We start from the raw sequence: 16,458 nt of genomic DNA, 5'->3' as shown, positions 1-16,458 counted from the left end.
GCCGAGGGCATGCGGTACACAGGGCACGGCCGGGTGCGCTGCTCCGTGGCTACGCGGCCATGCGCGACTCCTGCACCCGGACCGCCAGTGACCGGATCGTCGGTGCCGAGAAGAGCGTTGCAACCGGCAATGAGACGTCCAGTTCCCTCCGCACCCGTGCCATCAGACGTACGGCCCGTAGAGAGTCTCCGCCCAGTTCGAAGAAGTTGTCCAGGACGGAGAGCGAGGACGCTTCGAAGAAGCCTTGCCACAGGGAGAGCAGAGCCTGTTCCTCCTCGGTGGCAGGGCGAGCGTTGTCATCCTCCGTATCCGGCTCCTCCTCGTGCCGGGCCAGTGCGGCGCGGTCCACCTTCCCGTTCGGCGTCAGGGGCAGTGCATCCCACACGGTCACAAGGGCGGGAAGCATGTACGGCGGCAGGAATTCCTCCGCGGCCTTCTTGATGTCCGCGCCCGTTCGCCTGGCGCCCGCCTCCAGCACGACGTGCGCCACGAGTCGCCTGCGGCTCCGGTCGCCCGGGGCCGTCACGACGGCGCCCGCGACCTCGGGACATCGCAGCAGCGCGGCTTCCACGTCGCCCAGCTCGATCCGGTAGCCGCCGACCTTGACCTGCATGTCGTCGCGGCCCAGAAACTCTATCTCGCCGTTGGGCAGGAGACGTCCCCAGTCACCGGTCCGGTACACGCGTTCTCCGGTGGACGGAGAGACGGTGAAACTCTTCGCGGTCTTCTCCGGGTCGCCGAGGTATCCACGGGCCAGGCCGGCGCCGGCGATGCAGATTTCGCCCACGACCCACGTGGGGCGTGGCCGTAGGAGCGTGTCGGCGACAAAGACCTTCTGGTTCCGCATGGACGTGCCGTAGGGGATGGACGGCAACGCCGTGTCTTCGGGAACGATCCGATGCCAGACCGACCAGATCGACGCCTCGGTCGCACCCCCGAGGCTCCACAGCGTCGCGTGAGGGAAGAACCGCCGGATCTCGACGGGCAGGGCCACGGGAATCCAGTCCCCGCTCATGAGGACTGCGCGCAGCGAGGACGGGACGTCCGGGGACCCGGCATCCCTGTCCGGCGACGACGTCAGGTGCTCGCACAGCATGGCCATCAGGGCGGGAACGCTGTTCCACACCGTGACCCTCCCCTCGGCCATCAGGGAGAGCCAGCCCGCCGGTTCACGGGCGTCCTGCGGACCGGGCAGCACGACCGCGCCACCGGCGGAGAGAGGTCCGAAGATGTCGTAGACCGACAGGTCGAAGTTGAGGGCCGAGAGGCCGAGGACGCGGTCGTCCGCGGTGAGCGACAGCTCGTCGTTGACGTCCAGGATCGTGTTGACCGCTGATCCGTGTTCGATCACCACCCCCTTGGGGACACCCGTGGAGCCGGAGGTGTAGATCACGTACGCGACGTCACGAGGTGTCACCGGGACGTCCGGCGCCGTGTGGACCACGGCGTTCTCGGACGGGTCGGGCGCCTCGACCGCCAGCACCGTGAGGCCGTCGGGCCAGTCGACGGCGTCGCGCAGCGCGGGCTGGGTGAGGACCGTGTCCAGCTCCGCGGCGGCGATCACCGCGGCGAGGCGCTGGGCCGGCCAGTTCGGGTCGATGGGGACGTACGCGCCTCCCGACCGCAACACGCCCAGACTGCCGACCACCTGCTCCCAGCCCTTGTCCATCACCACGCCGACCAACGTTCCGGTCGTGGTGCCGTGCTCTGCCAGGAGACGGGCCACCCGAGCCGATTCCGCGTCGAGGTCGGCATAGCTGAGCCGCCGGTCTCGTGTGATCACGGCGACAGCGCCGGGAGTCCGCGCGGCTCGCTCGACGAAACGGGAATGGAGGGTGTGGTCCGAGGGGAACCCGGGCTCCTGGGTGCGCTGGAGCCTGCCGGCACCGGGCGCAAGCTCGGGGTCGTTCGCCCAGGCGGGCGCGAACCACGCGGAGTCAGCGACAGAGTTCACGAATCAGCCTTTCGTATGCCGCGAACATGGAGTCCACGACGCCCTCCGGGAACACTTCCTCCACCACGTCCCAGTTGAGGATCAGACCGCCGTTCTCCTCGAACGCCGTGTGATCGAGGATGACTTGCGGGGTGCGGACCCCGCTCCATACCGGCGTGCCGGTCTCACCCATGCGGCACAGCGAACCCACGGGACCGGCCTCCTGCCCGCCCGCGGCGGCCCCGCCGATGGTGCTGTTGAAGACGACAGGCATGCGTGCCCGCCCCGCGCTCGCGTCCATACGGCCGAGGTCCCTGAGTACATCGAGGCCGGAACAGGCGGTGTGTTCCATGTCCTGCATCAGCTGCCGCTGGATCCGGCGGGCCGTGTCCCGGAACGGAGCGGCCTGGTCGACCCGCACTTCGAGCAGGCTCGTGGAGGAGAAGTTGCCTATGACGTTCGCGGTGTCCATACCGGCTATCGCGTCCCGCTGCGACACCAGGCAGGTGAGGGTGAAGTCCGGTGTCCTGGACCAGGCGGCGAGCACGTGGCAGTACGCGCCCAGCACGGCCCCCGAGGCCGTCAGGCCGGCTGCCGCGGCATTGCGCTTGAACCGTTCCCACTCCGGTGCGTCGACGCGCAGGAAGCGGTTGGTGAACACGGGGCGCCGTACGTCGGCGAGGCGGACCGCGAGGGGCAGTTGCGGAGCCGGGGGCAGGCTCTGGAGCCGACCGCTCCAGTACGACCTGCTCCGGTCGCTCTCCGCTGCCGCGGCCTGTTCGCGGATCCTGAGCGCGAACTCGTCGAACCCGCACCGCAGCTCCGGGAGTTCCGTGTCGGGGTCCGCGTAGAGCTGCGCCCACTCCTTGAAGAGGACGGAGGTGCTGCTGCCGTCCGAGACGAGTACGTCGATGCCGAAGTGCAGTCGCGTCACGGTCGGGCTGACGGCCGTGGCGCGCACCACGAACAGGGGCCAGCTCGTGACGTCGCACTCCGTGGCCTTCAGCTCGGCGTGTATCGCGGCGAGCCGCTTTCCACGCTCGTCCTCCGTGAGCCGGGTCAGGTCCTCGACGGGGATCGACACGCGGGGCACGCTGCCCCGCACCCGCTGGGTCCCGGTCTCCGGGTCGAAGACGGCCCGCAGCATCGGGTGGCGCCGTACGAGCCGGTCGAGCGCGTGCTCGGCCGCCGCCACGTCGAAGCCGGTCAGGTCGACCTCCACGTACAAGTACGTGGAGACGTTGCCCAGTTCGAAGTCACCGGCCCGGCCCGCGAGATAGGCCTCCTGCAGTTTGGTCAGGGGGAACGGGGCGGAGTCGGGCACGGAGGATGGTTCCTCCCCGGTCCTGCCGGCCTCCGCGCCCTGGCGCGCCTCCTGCCTCGCGGGCGCGGCCACCGGGGCCGGGGCGACGTCCGGCTCGCTGACCTTGGCTGGGCCGGGCTCCTCGGACTCGTCCGACTCCCGGCCGTCATCGGGCCGGAACAGATCCACGATGTGCGAGACGAGCGCCTCCGGAGTCGGGTGGTCGAAGACCACGGTGGCGCCCAACCGGATGCCGAGCCTGCGGCCGAGGCGGACGCGCAGCTCCATGGAGGTGAGGGAGTCGAAGCCCATCTCGTAGAAGGACTGCTGGGCGTCCAGGCGCCGGTGCTCGGTGCCGAGCAGTTCGGCCACACTCTCCTTGACCACGGTGAGCAGGCCGGCGACGCGCTGGTCGTGCGATGCCTCCGGCGAGTTCAGGAGGTCGAGGACGGTGGCCGCCTCCTGCGGGCGCGTGGGCCGGTCGGCCTCGGCGCGCGGCTGAGCGGAAGCGACAGGTGTCTGCCGCGTCCGGGGCCGGAGAGCCGGGGCGCTCGGGGCAGGCGGAGCGCTCGGGGCAGGCTTGGCGGCGGCGGCGGCGGCGGCGACGGTCGGTGCGGGCGGGGCGGCGGGTGCGGGTGCGGGTGCGGGTTCGCGCACCTTCCCGGTCCGGGTCGCTTCGCGTCCTGCCAGGCGGGAGAACAGGAACGGGCCGTCCAGCGTTGCGTCGTCGGTCGCGTCGGACACCGCCAGACGTGCCGCGATCACCGCGGTGGTGCCGCTGCCGAGTGCGGCATCGAACAGGGCGAGCCCCTCCGGCACCGTGAAAGGCGCCACTCCGTTGCGCCGCAGTCGCAGCAGATCTGCCTCGTCGAGGTGCCCCGTCATACCCGTCGCCTCGTCCCACAGACCCCAGGCGACGGAGTTGGCCGGCCGGCCCTGCGCACGGCGCCAGTGTGCGAAGTGGTCCAAGAAGGTGTTCGCCGCCGCGTAGTTGGCCTGCCCGGGGCCGCCGAGCACGCCGTACAGGGAGGAGAAGACGGTGAAGAAGCGAAGGTCGTCCGCACGCGTCGCAGCGTCCAGGTTGAGCGCCGAGTCGACCTTGCTCGCCAGGACACGGTGCAGTTGCTCGGGCGTCATGTTCGGCACGATGGCGTCGTCGAGGAGGCCCGCGGCATGGACGACGCCCGCCAGCGGACGCTCCGAGCGCAGTTGGGCCAGGGCCGCGCGCAGGCGCTCCGCGTCGGCGGTGTCGGCCTCGAGCACGCGAACCGAGGCGCCCAGGCGCTCCAGTTCGCAGGTGAGGGCCGTGATACCGGGCGCCTGCCGGCCGCTGCGGCTGAGCAGTGCCACGGACCGCACGGACCTCTGGGTGACGAGGTGGCGGGCCAGGGCACGGCCGATCGTGCCGGTGCCGCCGGTGATGACGACGGTGCCGTCGCCGCAGTCCGGGAACGAGGTGCCGGCGGAGGCGTGCGGCCACAGATGCGGGCGCAGCACCCTGCCCGCGCGTACGGCCAGCTGGGCCTCGGAACGCAGCAACGCCGCCTCGACCAGGTCCGGTTCGGCGACCGCGGCGTCATCGATGTCGATGATGCGGACATGACCGGGGTTCTCGGTCTGGGTGGTGCGGACCATCCCCCACAGCGCGCTCGCGACCAGGTCGTGCGCCTCGTCATCGGGGACGGCCACCGCGTTCCGGGTGACGAACGTGAGCAGGGCACGCTCGGAGAGGTCCTCGGCGAGCATCCACCGCTGGACGGCCTCCAGCGCCCATGCCGCCGTGTCATGGACGTCAGCCGCGGTCACGGTTCCGGAGCCCGTCGACGCGGGGGACAGGACGACCTGCCAGTCTCCGGGGAGAGCCCTGACGACCATGATGGCTTCGTCGAGCGTGGCCACCGTCACCCCGCCGTGTGCGGTGTTCCGCAGGGACGCGGCGAGCGGCCCGTCGGCGCCCACGACGCACAGGCGACGTTCCCCACCCCGTTCGCCCTCGGCCTCTGCCCAGTCGGTCGTGTAGAGCGTGGCCTCCTCGTTCTCCGGCTGCCGAGCGGGCCGCTCGAGGCCGCGGACCACCATGCGGTCGATGCTCAGCAGCACATGGCCGAGGTCGTCGGTCAGGGTGAGGGCGATGGTGTCGGGAGCCACGCGGCGGGCAGTGGCCCAGCACCGGTCGGCGGCGTCGCCGTCACCGACCCGTACGCCGTTGAACACGAAGGGGACGGCGATGTTCCCTGCTGCCGACGGTTCGATCAGGCCACAGGCCACGGCGGCGTGCAGTGCCGCGTCGGACAGCGCCGGGTGCAGCGCGAAGCCGTTGTGGTTGATGCGAGCGCTGTCCGGCAGGACCACCCGGGAGCGGGCCCAGCCGTCACCGTGCTCTCCGCCTCGTACGCCTTGGAACGCGTCGCCGTAGCCGTACCCCATCGCGCGCAGCCGCGCGTACAGCATGTCGGCGTCGAGGAGTTGGGCACCGGGCTCGGTCTTGAGGCCGGCGGGAGCCGGCCGAGGGGGCTCGGGGGACACCAAGCCCTCCGCGTGTTGGCGCCACTCGGTGTCGGCCGCCGGGCGCGAGTACACCGCCACGGCCCGCTTCCCCTGCGCGTCGGGGCGTCGCGCGGTCACCTGTACGTCGACCTGAGACCCGTCCACCGGCAGGAGCAGCGGATCCCGGAGCACCATCTCGTCGAGGTCGAGGCAGCCGAGTTCGCGCCCCGCCGACAGCAGCAGCTCCGCGAAGGCGGTGCCGGGCAGCAAGGGCGTGTCCTCGACCCGGTGATCCATCAACCACGGGTGGCTCCGGACGGACAGGCGCCCGCTCATCACCACGGTGCCGTCGACCGTCTCGACCACGGAGGTCAGGAACGGGTGGCCGCCGTCCGCGATCCGCGTCCTGCCCGCGCCCGGCCGGACGGCGGGGGGCACGGAGACGGCCGTGGTCTCCATCTGCGACGGAAGCCAGAACCTGCGTCCTTGGAACGGGTAGGTGGGAAGACCGTCCGGAGCCGGACCGCCGGACCACGCACCGGTGTGCAGGGCGGCCCAGCCGACGTCGTGGCCCTGGACGTAGGCCTCGGCGGCAGCCGTCAGGAACCGCTCGTACGAACCCTGGTCCCGGCGGAGGGTCGCGCACACCGGGGCGTCGCTGCCGGCCTGCTCCAGAATCTGGCGCAGCGAGGTGAGGAGCACGGGATGCGGGCTGATCTCGATGAAGGCGTCGTAGCCGTGCGACACCATGGCCGTGACGGTCTCGGCGAACCGGACCTGCTCGCGCAGATTCCGGAACCAGTACGCGGCGGTCAGATCCTGCCCCCGTACCCGGTCACCCTCGACCGTGGAGAAGAAGGTCACGTCCTCCGCGCAGGCCTGGAGGCCGTCGAGTCCTGCCATGATCCGGCCTTCGAGCTCGGCCATGACGGGTGAGTGCGAGGCGCACTTGGCCGGGACCCGGCGGGCGTACACGTCCCGGTCCTCGCACCGGTCCAGCAGACGCCGGATACCCGGTTCGTCGTCACCGGACAAGATGGTGAAGGCGGGGCCGTTGGTGGCCGCGACGGCGAGCTGCGCGCCCGCTTCGCGGGCGGCGGCCACCGCCTCCTCGACGCCGAGCGCCACGGCCACCATGCCGCCGCGTCCCTCGTCCTCCAGCACGCGGCTGCGGCAGGCGACCACACGGGCCGCCTCGTCGAGACTGAGAGCACCGGCGAGGCACGCGGCGGCGACCTCGCCCTGCGAATGGCCGATCACCGCGGCGGGCCGGACACCGGCGAGCTCCCACATCGAGGCCAGGCCCAGCATCATGGTGAAGGTGAGTGGCTGGACGACGTCCGTGCGCTCCCGGTTCGTCTCCCGGTCCTCGCCGGCCAGCACCGCCAGCAAGTCGTAGTCGAGATAGGGCTTGAAGGCTCCCGCGACCTCCTCGACCCTCAGCCGGAAGACGTCGGAGTCCTTCAGGAGCCGCACGGCCATGGCGTCCCACTGGGACCCCTGCCCGGGGAACACGAAGACCGGGCGTCGAATGCGCCGTGCCTCGTCGTGTACGACCGCTGGGGAGTCGGTGCCGTCGGCGAACGCCCGGAGCGCGGCGGCCAGGTGCTCTCGTCCTGCCGCGACGGCGACGGCGCGGTGGGCGTAGTGCTCGCGCTGCGTGGCGAGCGCCTGTGCGGTCGCCGCCACGGACGAGGTCCCGGAGACGAGGTGTTCGGCGACCCGCGCGGCGTGAGAGCGCAGAGCCGCGGGCGTCTTGGCGGAGAGGGTGAGGGCGTGCGTGGTGTCGTCGGAGGCGTCCGCCGGGCTCGCGGAGACCGCCGGCTCCTCGTCCCAGCTCTCCAGGACCACATGGGAGTTGGTGCCGCTGACACCGAACGAGGAGACGGCGCACCGGCGTACGCCGCCCTGTGCGGTGGGCCAGGGCCTGCTCTCGCGCAGGACGTTCACCGACGAGGACCAGTCGACGTGGGAGTTGAGTTCCTCGACGTGCAGTGTCTTGGGCATGATGCCGGCGCGCATCGCGCTCAGGCACTTGATGACACCACCGACTCCCGCCGCGGCCATGGAGTGGCCGATGTTCGACTTGAAGGAGCCGATCCACACCGGTTCGCCGGCGCGGTCCGCTCCGTAGGTGGCCTGGATGGCGTTGGCCTCGATGGGGTCGCCGAGCTTGGTGGCCGTTCCGTGCGCCTCCACGAGCTGGACCTCGCCGGGCGTGAGCCGGGCGTCGGCGAGCGCCTGCCGGATCACCTTGACCTGAGCCTTGCCGCTCGGTGCGGTGAGGCCGTTGCTCGCGCCGTCCTGATTGACGGCGGTTCCCTTGATGACACCGAGGATGCGGCGCCCATTGCGCCGTGCCGCCGAGAGGCGTTCGAGGACGAGGACGCCCGCGCCTTCGGCCCAGACGGTTCCGTTGGCGGTGTCGGAGAAGGTCCGACATCGTCCGTCCGGCGAGAGGGCGCCCTTCTTCGCGTAGTCCACGAACATACCCGGCCCCGTGAGCACGGTGCAGCCGCCCGCGAGTGCCAGGTCCGTCTCGCCGCTGCGCAGGGACCGGACGGCGGTGTGAATCGCCACGCCGGACGACGAACAGGCGGTGTCGATGGTCAGGGCGGGACCTTCCAGGCCCAGGAGGTAGGCGATCCGCCCGGACGCCACGCTCGGTGAGGTGCCGGTGCCCATGAAACCGGCCGTCTCGTCCTGCCACTTCCACAGCGGCATCCCGTACTCGTTCGGCATCAGCCCGACGAACACGCCGGTCTGTGAACCCTTGAGGCTCGACGGGACGATGCCCGCCCGCTCGATCGCCTCCCAGGCGACCTGCAGGAGCACCCGCTGCTGCGGGTCCATGGAGATCGCCTCAGCGGGCCGGATCCCGAAGAAGTCGGCGTCGAAGAGGTCCGCGTCGTGCAGGAACCCGCCCTGCCGCACGAAGCTCGGGTCGTAGAGGTCCTCGGTGTGCCACTCGCGGTTGTCGGGAAAGTCGGTGATGGCGTCCCGGCCCTCGTCGACCAGGGCCCACAGGCGCTCCGGGGTGTTCACGCCGCCGGGGTAGCGGCAGGCCATACCTACGACGGCTATGTCTTCGGGCTCCGTTGTGTGCTCAGCCACGGAGTGCCTCCAGTTCGGTGTTCAGGTGTGCCGCGAGGTCGTTGATCGTCGGGTGGTCGAAGAGCACGGACTCCGGGATCTCCACCGCGGTGGCGGCCGTGAGACGGTCCTGCAGCTCGAGCAGGGACATGGAGTCGGCGCCCAGGTCCTGGAAGGTGCTGTCGGGATCCACGCTCAGCTGGTCGTCGGCTGTCTCGCCCAGAACGTCGAGGAGTTCGCGCTCCAGGAAGGACCGCACGAGCCAGAGCCGCTCGGAAGGATCGGCAGCCTGCTCCCAGCCGTCGAGCAGGGGGCGTGGGAGGGCCTCGTCCGGCGCCGCGGTGGCCGGTTCGGGGGCCGGGGCGAGGGAGCGGCGCGGTGCGGGTCCGTGAAAGGTGTCGCGTTCGAAGGGGTACGTGGGCAGGCCGGGCACCTTGCGCAGTCCTGTTCCCAGCCGAGCTGCGACCTTGGCGATGTCCCCGTGGACGACGTAGGTACCGGCGACGGATACCCAGGCGGCTCGTTCGGCTCCTCCGTCGTGCAGCCAGTCCGCCGGTATGGCCAGGTCGTGACCTGCCACGATCTTCAGGAGTCCGTCGCGCATCTGGTCCCAGCGACCGCCGACCACCGAGACCCGGTGCTCGCCCTCGTCGCGCTGGGCGAGGGACCAGGCCACATCGCCCACGGTGCAGCGCTCCGTGGGGAAGGTGTGTTCCAGCAGGGCGCGGGCCAGGGTGCGGACCGCTTCGCGGGTGCGACCGGACAGACACCACACGGTGTCCGTGGTGGGCCGCTCGGCCGGAGTCCGGGACCCGCGTCGACCGGACGGTCCCGTGGCGCCGGGCGAACTCGCCAGGACCACGTGGACGTTGGTGCCGCCCATGCCGAACGAGCTGACCCCGACGACTTCGTCGGTTCCCAGGCTCTCGTCGTGGTCCACGCCGACGACCCGAAGGTTGAGGTCCGCCAACGGCAGTGCCTCGGGGCTGCGGTGATGGTGCAGGGTGGGCGGCAGCTGACCGTGATGCAGTACCAGGCACGCCTTGATGAACCCGGCGATGCCCGCCGCCGACTCCAGGTGCCCGATGTTCGACTTGACCGAGCCCACGAGCAGTGGCGTTGTCCGCGGGCGCTGCCTTCCGACGGCCTCGCCGAGAGCCTCGGCCTCGACCGGGTCACCCACGGGCGTGCCCGTGCCGTGCAGTTCGACGTAGCCGACCGACGCGCCCGTGACCCCCGCGGCGCGGTGGGCGGCCTCGATCACCTCGCGCTGGGCGTCCGCGCTGGGAACACCGAGACCGGCTCTGCCTCCGTCGTTGTTGGTGGCGCTGCCGCGCACCACGCAGTACACGTGGTCACCGTCGCGTACGGCGGCCTCGAGCGGCTTGAGCACGACGACGCCGCCCCCCTCGGCGCGGACGTATCCGTCGGCGTGCTCGTCGAAGGTGCGACAGCGGCCGTCAGGGGAGAGGCCGCCCCACAGTTGCACCTGGTCGGTGACGTCCGGCAGGAGGTTGAGGTTGACGCCGGCGACGAGCGCGGCATCGCATTCGCCCAGCCGCAGGCTCGCGACCGCCCGGTGCAGTGCGTACAGGGAGGACGACTGACCGGTGTCGACGACTTCGCTGGGGCCGCGCAGACCGAGGTGGTGGGAGATGCGCCCTGCCAGCAGCGAGCGGCTCGAGCCCATGTGCCCGAACCGGTCGAGGCACCCGGAGGCGAAGTACCGCGTCCTGAAGTCGTCCGCGCCGGCCCCCACATAGACACCCCAGCGCGTCGCGCGCAGGTCTCGGGCGGGAACGGAGGCGTCCTCCAGGGCCTGCCACGCGAGCTCGAGCAGGAGCCGCTGCTGCGGATCCATGTGCTCGGCCTCGCGTCGGACGATGCCGAAGAACCTGGCGTCGAACTCGTCGATGCCCTCGATGAAGCCGCCGTGCCGGATGGGGGTACGGGGTTCGGCGGGCGCCGGCCCGGCACGCTCCTCCCAGCGGCCGGGCGGAGCGCTGCCCACGCTGTCCGCCGAGGACATGAGGTTGCGCCAGAACTCGCCCGGATCGGAGGCGCCGGGAAAGCGGCACGACAGACCGATGACGGCCATGGGGGCCGCGTCTGGTTCCGCGTACGTCCGTGTGGGTCGCGGCTGGTGTGTCCGTGCGCTCATCAGGCTGCTTCACCTGCTCCTGCCGTGCCCGGGCCGGATCGCAGTGGTCCGGGGGCGACGACGAGACTCCTGAGCCCCCGGAAGGTGGGGCTGGCCTTCCACTCCATGTGCTGGGGCGGCGTGCGGACGCTGAGTTCCGGACAGCGTCGGACCAGGACGTCGAAGGCGACCTCCGCCTCCAGGCGCGCGAGGTGCTTGCCGATGCAGTTGTGGATGCCGCCGCCGAAGGCCAGGTGTTCACGGCGCGGCGTGTCGACCGTGAAGCGGTCGGGATCCTCGAAACGCGCATCGTCGCGGTTGGCCGCCGCGAAGGCCAGGAACACGATGGAGCCGGCCGGAATGAGCACCCCGCCCACCTCGACCGCCTCGGTGGCGTACCGGTACAGGGACAGATTGAAGGGGGACTGATGGCGCAGCATCTCTTCCACGGCGGTCGGCACGAGCGACCGGTCCGCCCAGACGCGCGCCTTCAGATCCGGCTCCGACTCCAGGACCAGCAGCCCCGTGACGATCAGGTTCGCCGAGGTTTCGTACCCGGCGGCGAGCAGCGCGTACGCCTGGGCGACCGCCTGCGACTCGCCGAGCGAGACGGCGAGTTGCGTCAGGATGTCGTCGGTGCCCGTCTCACGCCGCTGCGCGACGAGGCCGCGCAGGTAGCCGACCATCCGCTGCGCGTCGCTCCGGAGTACCTCGGGTTCCGCGTCACTGGTGATCGTCTGTACCCATTGGTGGAACGTCTCGCGATCCTCGCGCGGAACTCCGAGCGTGTCACAGATGACGCCGATCGAGTAAGGGAAGGCGAAATCCTGGACGAGGTCGAACGACTCGTGTCCTGCGACGGCGTCAAGGACCGATTCGGCCAGTTCCCGCATGGCCTGGCGCTTGGGAGCCACCGCCCGCGCGGTGAAGGAGCTGTTGAGCGGTTTGCGCAGGTCGGTGTGGATCGGCGGGTCGTTGTTCGCCATGTTGTCGTAAAGCAGCGAGCTTCGGTCCTGCGCCTGTCCGCCGCCCTGGGCGCTCGCCGCGAACAACGGCATTGCCTTGTCTATGCTTTTACGGAAACGGGGATCCCTTAGTACGAATTCGACATCCTCGTACGAAGTCACCACCCAGGCACGCAGGTTCGGCGGCAGGTAGGCCATGCCCGTTTCGAGTACGACTTCAGTGGGTTTGTTTCCGCGTTGCTTTATCGCCCGATAGACAGCATGCGGATCTCTGTAGAAATCCACGTCGAGACGGATGGGGCTTTTTTCAGGTATCTCGGGTGTCATGGACTTCTTTCGGTGGAAAAGTCGAGGCGATGTCGCTCGGTGACAGTGGCGCGCCAAGTCGCAGTGCCGGCTTGCGACTCGAAGCCGGCAGTCGGCGAGCCTTCCCGGTGTCAGGGACGGCCGAAGACGAGTGAGACGTTGTGCCCGCCGAAGCCGAAGGAATTGGACAATGCGACCCGGAACTGTCCCGTGCGCGGCTCGTCCGTCACCACATCGAGATCGATGCGCGCATCCACGTCCCGCAGGTTGCGGGTCGCGGGCACGACGCCGTCGCGAAGCGCCAGGATCGCCGCGGCCGCACCCATGGCCCCGGACGCCCCCAGCATGTGGCCGGTCATGGATTTCGTGGCCGTGACGACGGCATGCGTACCCACGGCCCGGGCGATGGCATCGGCTTCACTCGCGTCGCCTTGAGGCGTCGACGTCGCGTGGGCGTGGACATGTTCCACGTCCTGCCCGGTGATCCGCGCGTCGCGCAGCGACAGGGTCATGGCGCGTACCTGTCCCGCCACGTCCGATGCGGTGATGTGGGCGGCGCTTGAACTGGTGCCCGCCCCCAGGGCGGTCGCGTAGGCGCGAGCGGCGCGTGCGCGCGCGTGGTCCGCCCGCTCCAGGACCACGACCGCACCCCCCTCGGCAAGGACGAAGCCGTTGCGCCGGGCGTCGAAGGGGCGGCTGGCGTGCGCCGGATCGTCGTTGGACGTGGACAGCGCCATCATCTGCGCGAAGCCGGCGAGCGGCAGCGGCAGCACGCTGGCTTCCACGCCGCCGGTCACGACGACATCGGCCCGGCCCGCCCGGATGAGGTCCAGGCCCAGGGCGATGGCCTCGGCTCCGGACGCGCACGCGCTGACGGGAGCATGGGCGCCGCCTTGTGCGCCCAGGTCCATGCTGACCCACGCGGCAGGGCCGTTGGCCATCAGCATGGGCACGGTGTGGGGCGAGACCCGCCGTGTCCCCTTGACCTCGAGCGTGTGGTTCTGGTCCAGCAGGGACGTGACGCCGCCGATGCCGGTGCCCATGACGACCGCGAGACGCTCGGGGGGAAGTTCCGGGGAGCCGGCGTCCCGCCAGGCCTCCCGGGACGCGACGAGGGCGATCTGCTCCACACGGTCGAGTCGACGGGCTTCGGTCCGTGCGAGGGAGTCGGCGGGATCCACCGCGAGGCGCCCGGCGATCCGGACGGGCAGCTCCTGGGCCCATTCGTCCTTCAGATACCCAATTCCGTTGGCACCGCTCCGCATTGCGGCCCACGTGCTCGGCATATCCCCGCCGAGCGGCGTCATGGCGCCCAGACCGGTAACCCATACGTCCACTGTTCCGTCATCCCTTCGCTGCTGCCGGTCGGGTCCCCCGGGCCCACAAAGCCGGTAAAGGAGAGGGGCTCCGCAAGACTTCGCACGCTAGCCAATGGTCAGACGTGTCGCAAGAAACCCCAATTCCCGGGGCGTTGAGGATTAGGGGGGTGGCGGATCCCCCCTAATTCGCCGCGCAAAGAGGGCGCGACCGGTCCGGCCGCCGTCCCCTGCGGCGTCGCGGCGGGCGGGCAGCGGCAGAGTGAGGGCCACCGAGGTAGGGGGGTGTCGTTCGGACATGCTTTGATTGCATGAGCAGTGCATGTGGCGGCCGAAACCAGGCGCCCTGGAAGGAGTATGTCCGTCATGGAGTGGGCAGAGCGATGCCGAGCGCAACAACTTCTTGACGAACTCTTTAGACAGGCGCGTGACGGTAGGGGACAGGCCGCTCTGGTTCTCGGCCCCCCTGGTGCCGGGAAGACCGGGGTGGTCGACTACGTCACAGGGCAGGCGGAACGGGCGGGCGTGACCGTGCTGAGCGCCAGGGGATCGGTGGCGGAGCGCTTGTTCCCGCTGGGCGTCGTCGCCCAACTCCTGTCCTGTCTGGGCTACTCCATGGACGAGATCGCGGCCGTGTGCGAGTCGCCCGCGAAGGTCGCCGCCGCGGTGCACGACGCCGTCTCCGCGGTCGCCGAGCGCACCCCGCTGATCGTCACCGTCGACGACGTTCACGACATCGACGGTGAGTCCCTGCGGTGTCTGCTCTACGTCATCCACCGTGTGGCGCCACTGGGTGCCCTCATCCTGCTCACCGGGAGCTCCGACCTCTCCCAGCAGAGTCCGTTACTGGTCGCCGAGTACATGCGCAATCCCAGCTGCTCGCTGCTGCGCCTCGCTCCGTTGTGCGCCTCGTGCGTCGAAGGAGTGCTCGCGGAGCACATGGGGAGCGGCGTCAGCGACCGGACCGTGTCCCTGTGGCGGCGGGCGTGCGGGGGGAGCCCGCTTCTGCTGCACGCGCTTGTGAAGGACTGGGCGGGTTCCGGTGCGCCGGTCGAAGTGGATCAGGGCGCGATCCTCCCCCCGCCTGGTGGCGACGCGGTGCGGTTCGCGGTTCAGTACATCCACGGGCTGATGTCCGACGACGCACTGCGGACCGCACGGGCTCTCGCCGTCCTCGGAGAGTCGGCCACCGCGGAGCGAGTGGAACGCCTCCTGCACCACCTGGGCATGTCCGCCGGTGAGGCGGCACGGTCACGCAGTGCCCTGGAGGCAGCCGGCCTGACCGACGGCCTCCGCTACCACCTGGAGGCGGCTCGTGACGTGGTGCTGGACAGAACCCCGAGGGACGAACGGACGAGGCTGCACCGGAACGCCGCGCTGGCACTGCGCGAGAGCAACGCCGAACTGGGCGAAGTGGCAGGCCATTTGATTCACGCACGGCCCGCCCAGGACCCTTGGGCGGTCATCGCCCTGCGGGAAGCGGCCGCACAGGCCCTCCACGAGCACGACGCCGAACGGGCCATCGCCTTCCTTCGGGCCGCGTACGACGCCGCCGCCGACGACTCGCAGCGTGCGGTGGTCCGGGCCGAACTGGCGCAGGCGGAATGGGAAGTGGACCCGGGGGCGGTTCGCTGGCACCTGACCGATCTGCTCGACGAGCACCGGGCCGGCCGGCTGAGCCGGGAACACAGTCTGCTGCTGGGCATGTATCTGCTGTGGTCCGGGCGGACCCAGGAGGTCAGCGCTCTCCTCGCCGACCTCGACGCCGTGCGGGAGGAGCTGCCCCAGGACGCACGCGCCCGCCTCGACGTGTTGCGGGTGTGGTTCGCGTACTTCTTTCCCACCTACGGCGCGCGATATCGGCACAGCCCCCTGGAGTCCGCGCACGATCCGGGCCGCCGCATCGTGTCCGTGGATCCGCAGTGGGACGGAGCGCTGGTGCTCGCGCTGCTGCTGACCGAGGGACCCACCGACGTCGCGTGCGGAGCCGCCGAGCAGCTCCTGCAGGCGCAGGTGCCCCACCAGCCGCTCCTGGCGCCCACGATGGCCGCGTTGATCTCGCTGATTCGCGCCTCGCGCCTCGAGAGGGCCGCGGACTGGTGCGACCGGCTTGTCGTGGGCTGCTCGGAGCGCACGACCACCTGTCGGGCCGTCCTGTTGACCGCCAGCGCGACCCTGGAGAGCTGGCTGGGCAATTTCACGACCGCGCTGGCCCGCGCGGAGCAGGCCCTGACGCTGCTGCCCCCATCGGCTTGGGGGGTGGCTGTCGGTCTGCCGCTGTCCGCCAAGGTCCTCGCCTGTGTCAGTCTCGGGGACCTCGAGGCGGCGGCCGAATGCTTCCGTGTCCCGGTACCGCAGTCGATGTTCCAGTCCCTGCCCGGACTGCACTATTTGCAGGCGCGTGGTCGCCTCCACCTGGCTGCCGGTCGTCACCAAGCGGCGCTCGGCGACTTCTACGCGTGCCGGGACCTGATGGCCGCGTGGAAGCTCAGGGTGTCCGTCTTCACGGCCTGGCGCGTCTACGCCGCCGAAGCGCTCGCCGGGCTCGGCGACAGGGACGAGGCGGTGCGCCTCTTGGAGGAGGAGCTGGCGCAGCCGGACACGGGCAGCCCGTGGCTGCGCAAGCAGGCGCAGATGCTGTACGACCGGTTGGGCGGCGCCGGCGCCGACGCGGGGCCCGGCATGCGGCCGCCGGTGGCGACGGAGGAGCTCCATACGCTGAGCAGGGCCGAACACCGGGTGGCCCGTCTCGCCCAGGACGGTCTCACCAACCGGGAGATCGCCGAGCAGCTCGGTGTCACGCCCAGTACCGTCGAACAGCATCTGACCCGCATCTACCGGAAGCTGGGGCTGCGGGGCCGTGCGGAACTCTCCGTCGCGCTCAGCTCAGCGTCTTCCTTGGATGGTTGAGCGAC

The 16,458-nt window shown here is 70.7% G+C and carries 6 protein-coding genes; 1 reads left to right on the top strand and 5 read right to left on the bottom strand.

Annotated features, from left to right (window positions below):
• Positions 1-49: 49 nt before the first annotated feature.
• From ABB07_RS06825 to ABB07_RS06805, 5 genes are all read right to left on the bottom strand, one after another.
• Complete coding sequence (locus tag ABB07_RS06825) at positions 50-1,954, bottom strand: amino acid adenylation domain-containing protein (protein ID WP_208897856.1); 1,905 nt, start codon at positions 1,952-1,954, stop codon at positions 50-52.
• Positions 1,938-8,837 (bottom strand): type I polyketide synthase, encoded by a 6,900-nt coding sequence (locus ABB07_RS06820; RefSeq protein WP_208897855.1) that lies wholly within the window; start codon positions 8,835-8,837, stop codon positions 1,938-1,940. Before ABB07_RS06820 ends, ABB07_RS06825 begins: the two co-directional genes overlap by 17 nt.
• A complete protein-coding gene (locus tag ABB07_RS06815; protein WP_208897854.1) occupies positions 8,830-10,977 on the bottom strand; it encodes a beta-ketoacyl synthase N-terminal-like domain-containing protein in 2,148 nt (715 codons plus the stop codon). Before ABB07_RS06815 ends, ABB07_RS06820 begins: the two co-directional genes overlap by 8 nt.
• Positions 10,977-12,248, bottom strand: a complete 1,272-nt coding sequence (locus ABB07_RS06810) for a cytochrome P450 (RefSeq protein ID WP_244189248.1) — start codon at positions 12,246-12,248, stop codon at positions 10,977-10,979. The genes ABB07_RS06815 and ABB07_RS06810 overlap by 1 nt, the downstream gene beginning before the upstream one ends.
• Positions 12,249-12,358: 110 nt before the next feature.
• The gene (locus ABB07_RS06805) at positions 12,359-13,564 is read right to left on the bottom strand and encodes a beta-ketoacyl-[acyl-carrier-protein] synthase family protein (RefSeq protein ID WP_279617381.1); all 1,206 of its coding nucleotides are present in this window, start codon (positions 13,562-13,564) and stop codon (positions 12,359-12,361) included.
• 336 nt (positions 13,565-13,900) lie between these two features.
• Between ABB07_RS06805 and ABB07_RS06800 the strand changes: the two genes are divergently transcribed.
• The gene (locus ABB07_RS06800) at positions 13,901-16,453 is read left to right on the top strand and encodes a helix-turn-helix transcriptional regulator (protein WP_341845873.1); all 2,553 of its coding nucleotides are present in this window, start codon (positions 13,901-13,903) and stop codon (positions 16,451-16,453) included.
• Positions 16,454-16,458: the final 5 nt, after the last annotated feature.

The organism is Streptomyces incarnatus (assembly GCF_001027185.1).
Taxonomy (GTDB): domain Bacteria; phylum Actinomycetota; class Actinomycetes; order Streptomycetales; family Streptomycetaceae; genus Streptomyces; species Streptomyces puniciscabiei.
Note: the sequence above shows the minus strand (reverse complement) of the source record. Positions and strands in the feature narration are given on the sequence as shown.

What these genes read in the sequence shown, in the direction of transcription:
- ABB07_RS06815 (WP_208897854.1), bottom strand. Translation starts at nt 10,977, where the DNA reads ATGAGCGCACGGACACACCAGCCGCGACCCACACGGACGTACGCGGAA.
- ABB07_RS06810 (WP_244189248.1), bottom strand. Translation starts at nt 12,248, where the DNA reads ATGACACCCGAGATACCTGAAAAAAGCCCCATCCGTCTCGACGTGGAT.
- ABB07_RS06800 (WP_341845873.1), top strand. Translation starts at nt 13,901, where the DNA reads ATGTCCGTCATGGAGTGGGCAGAGCGATGCCGAGCGCAACAACTTCTT.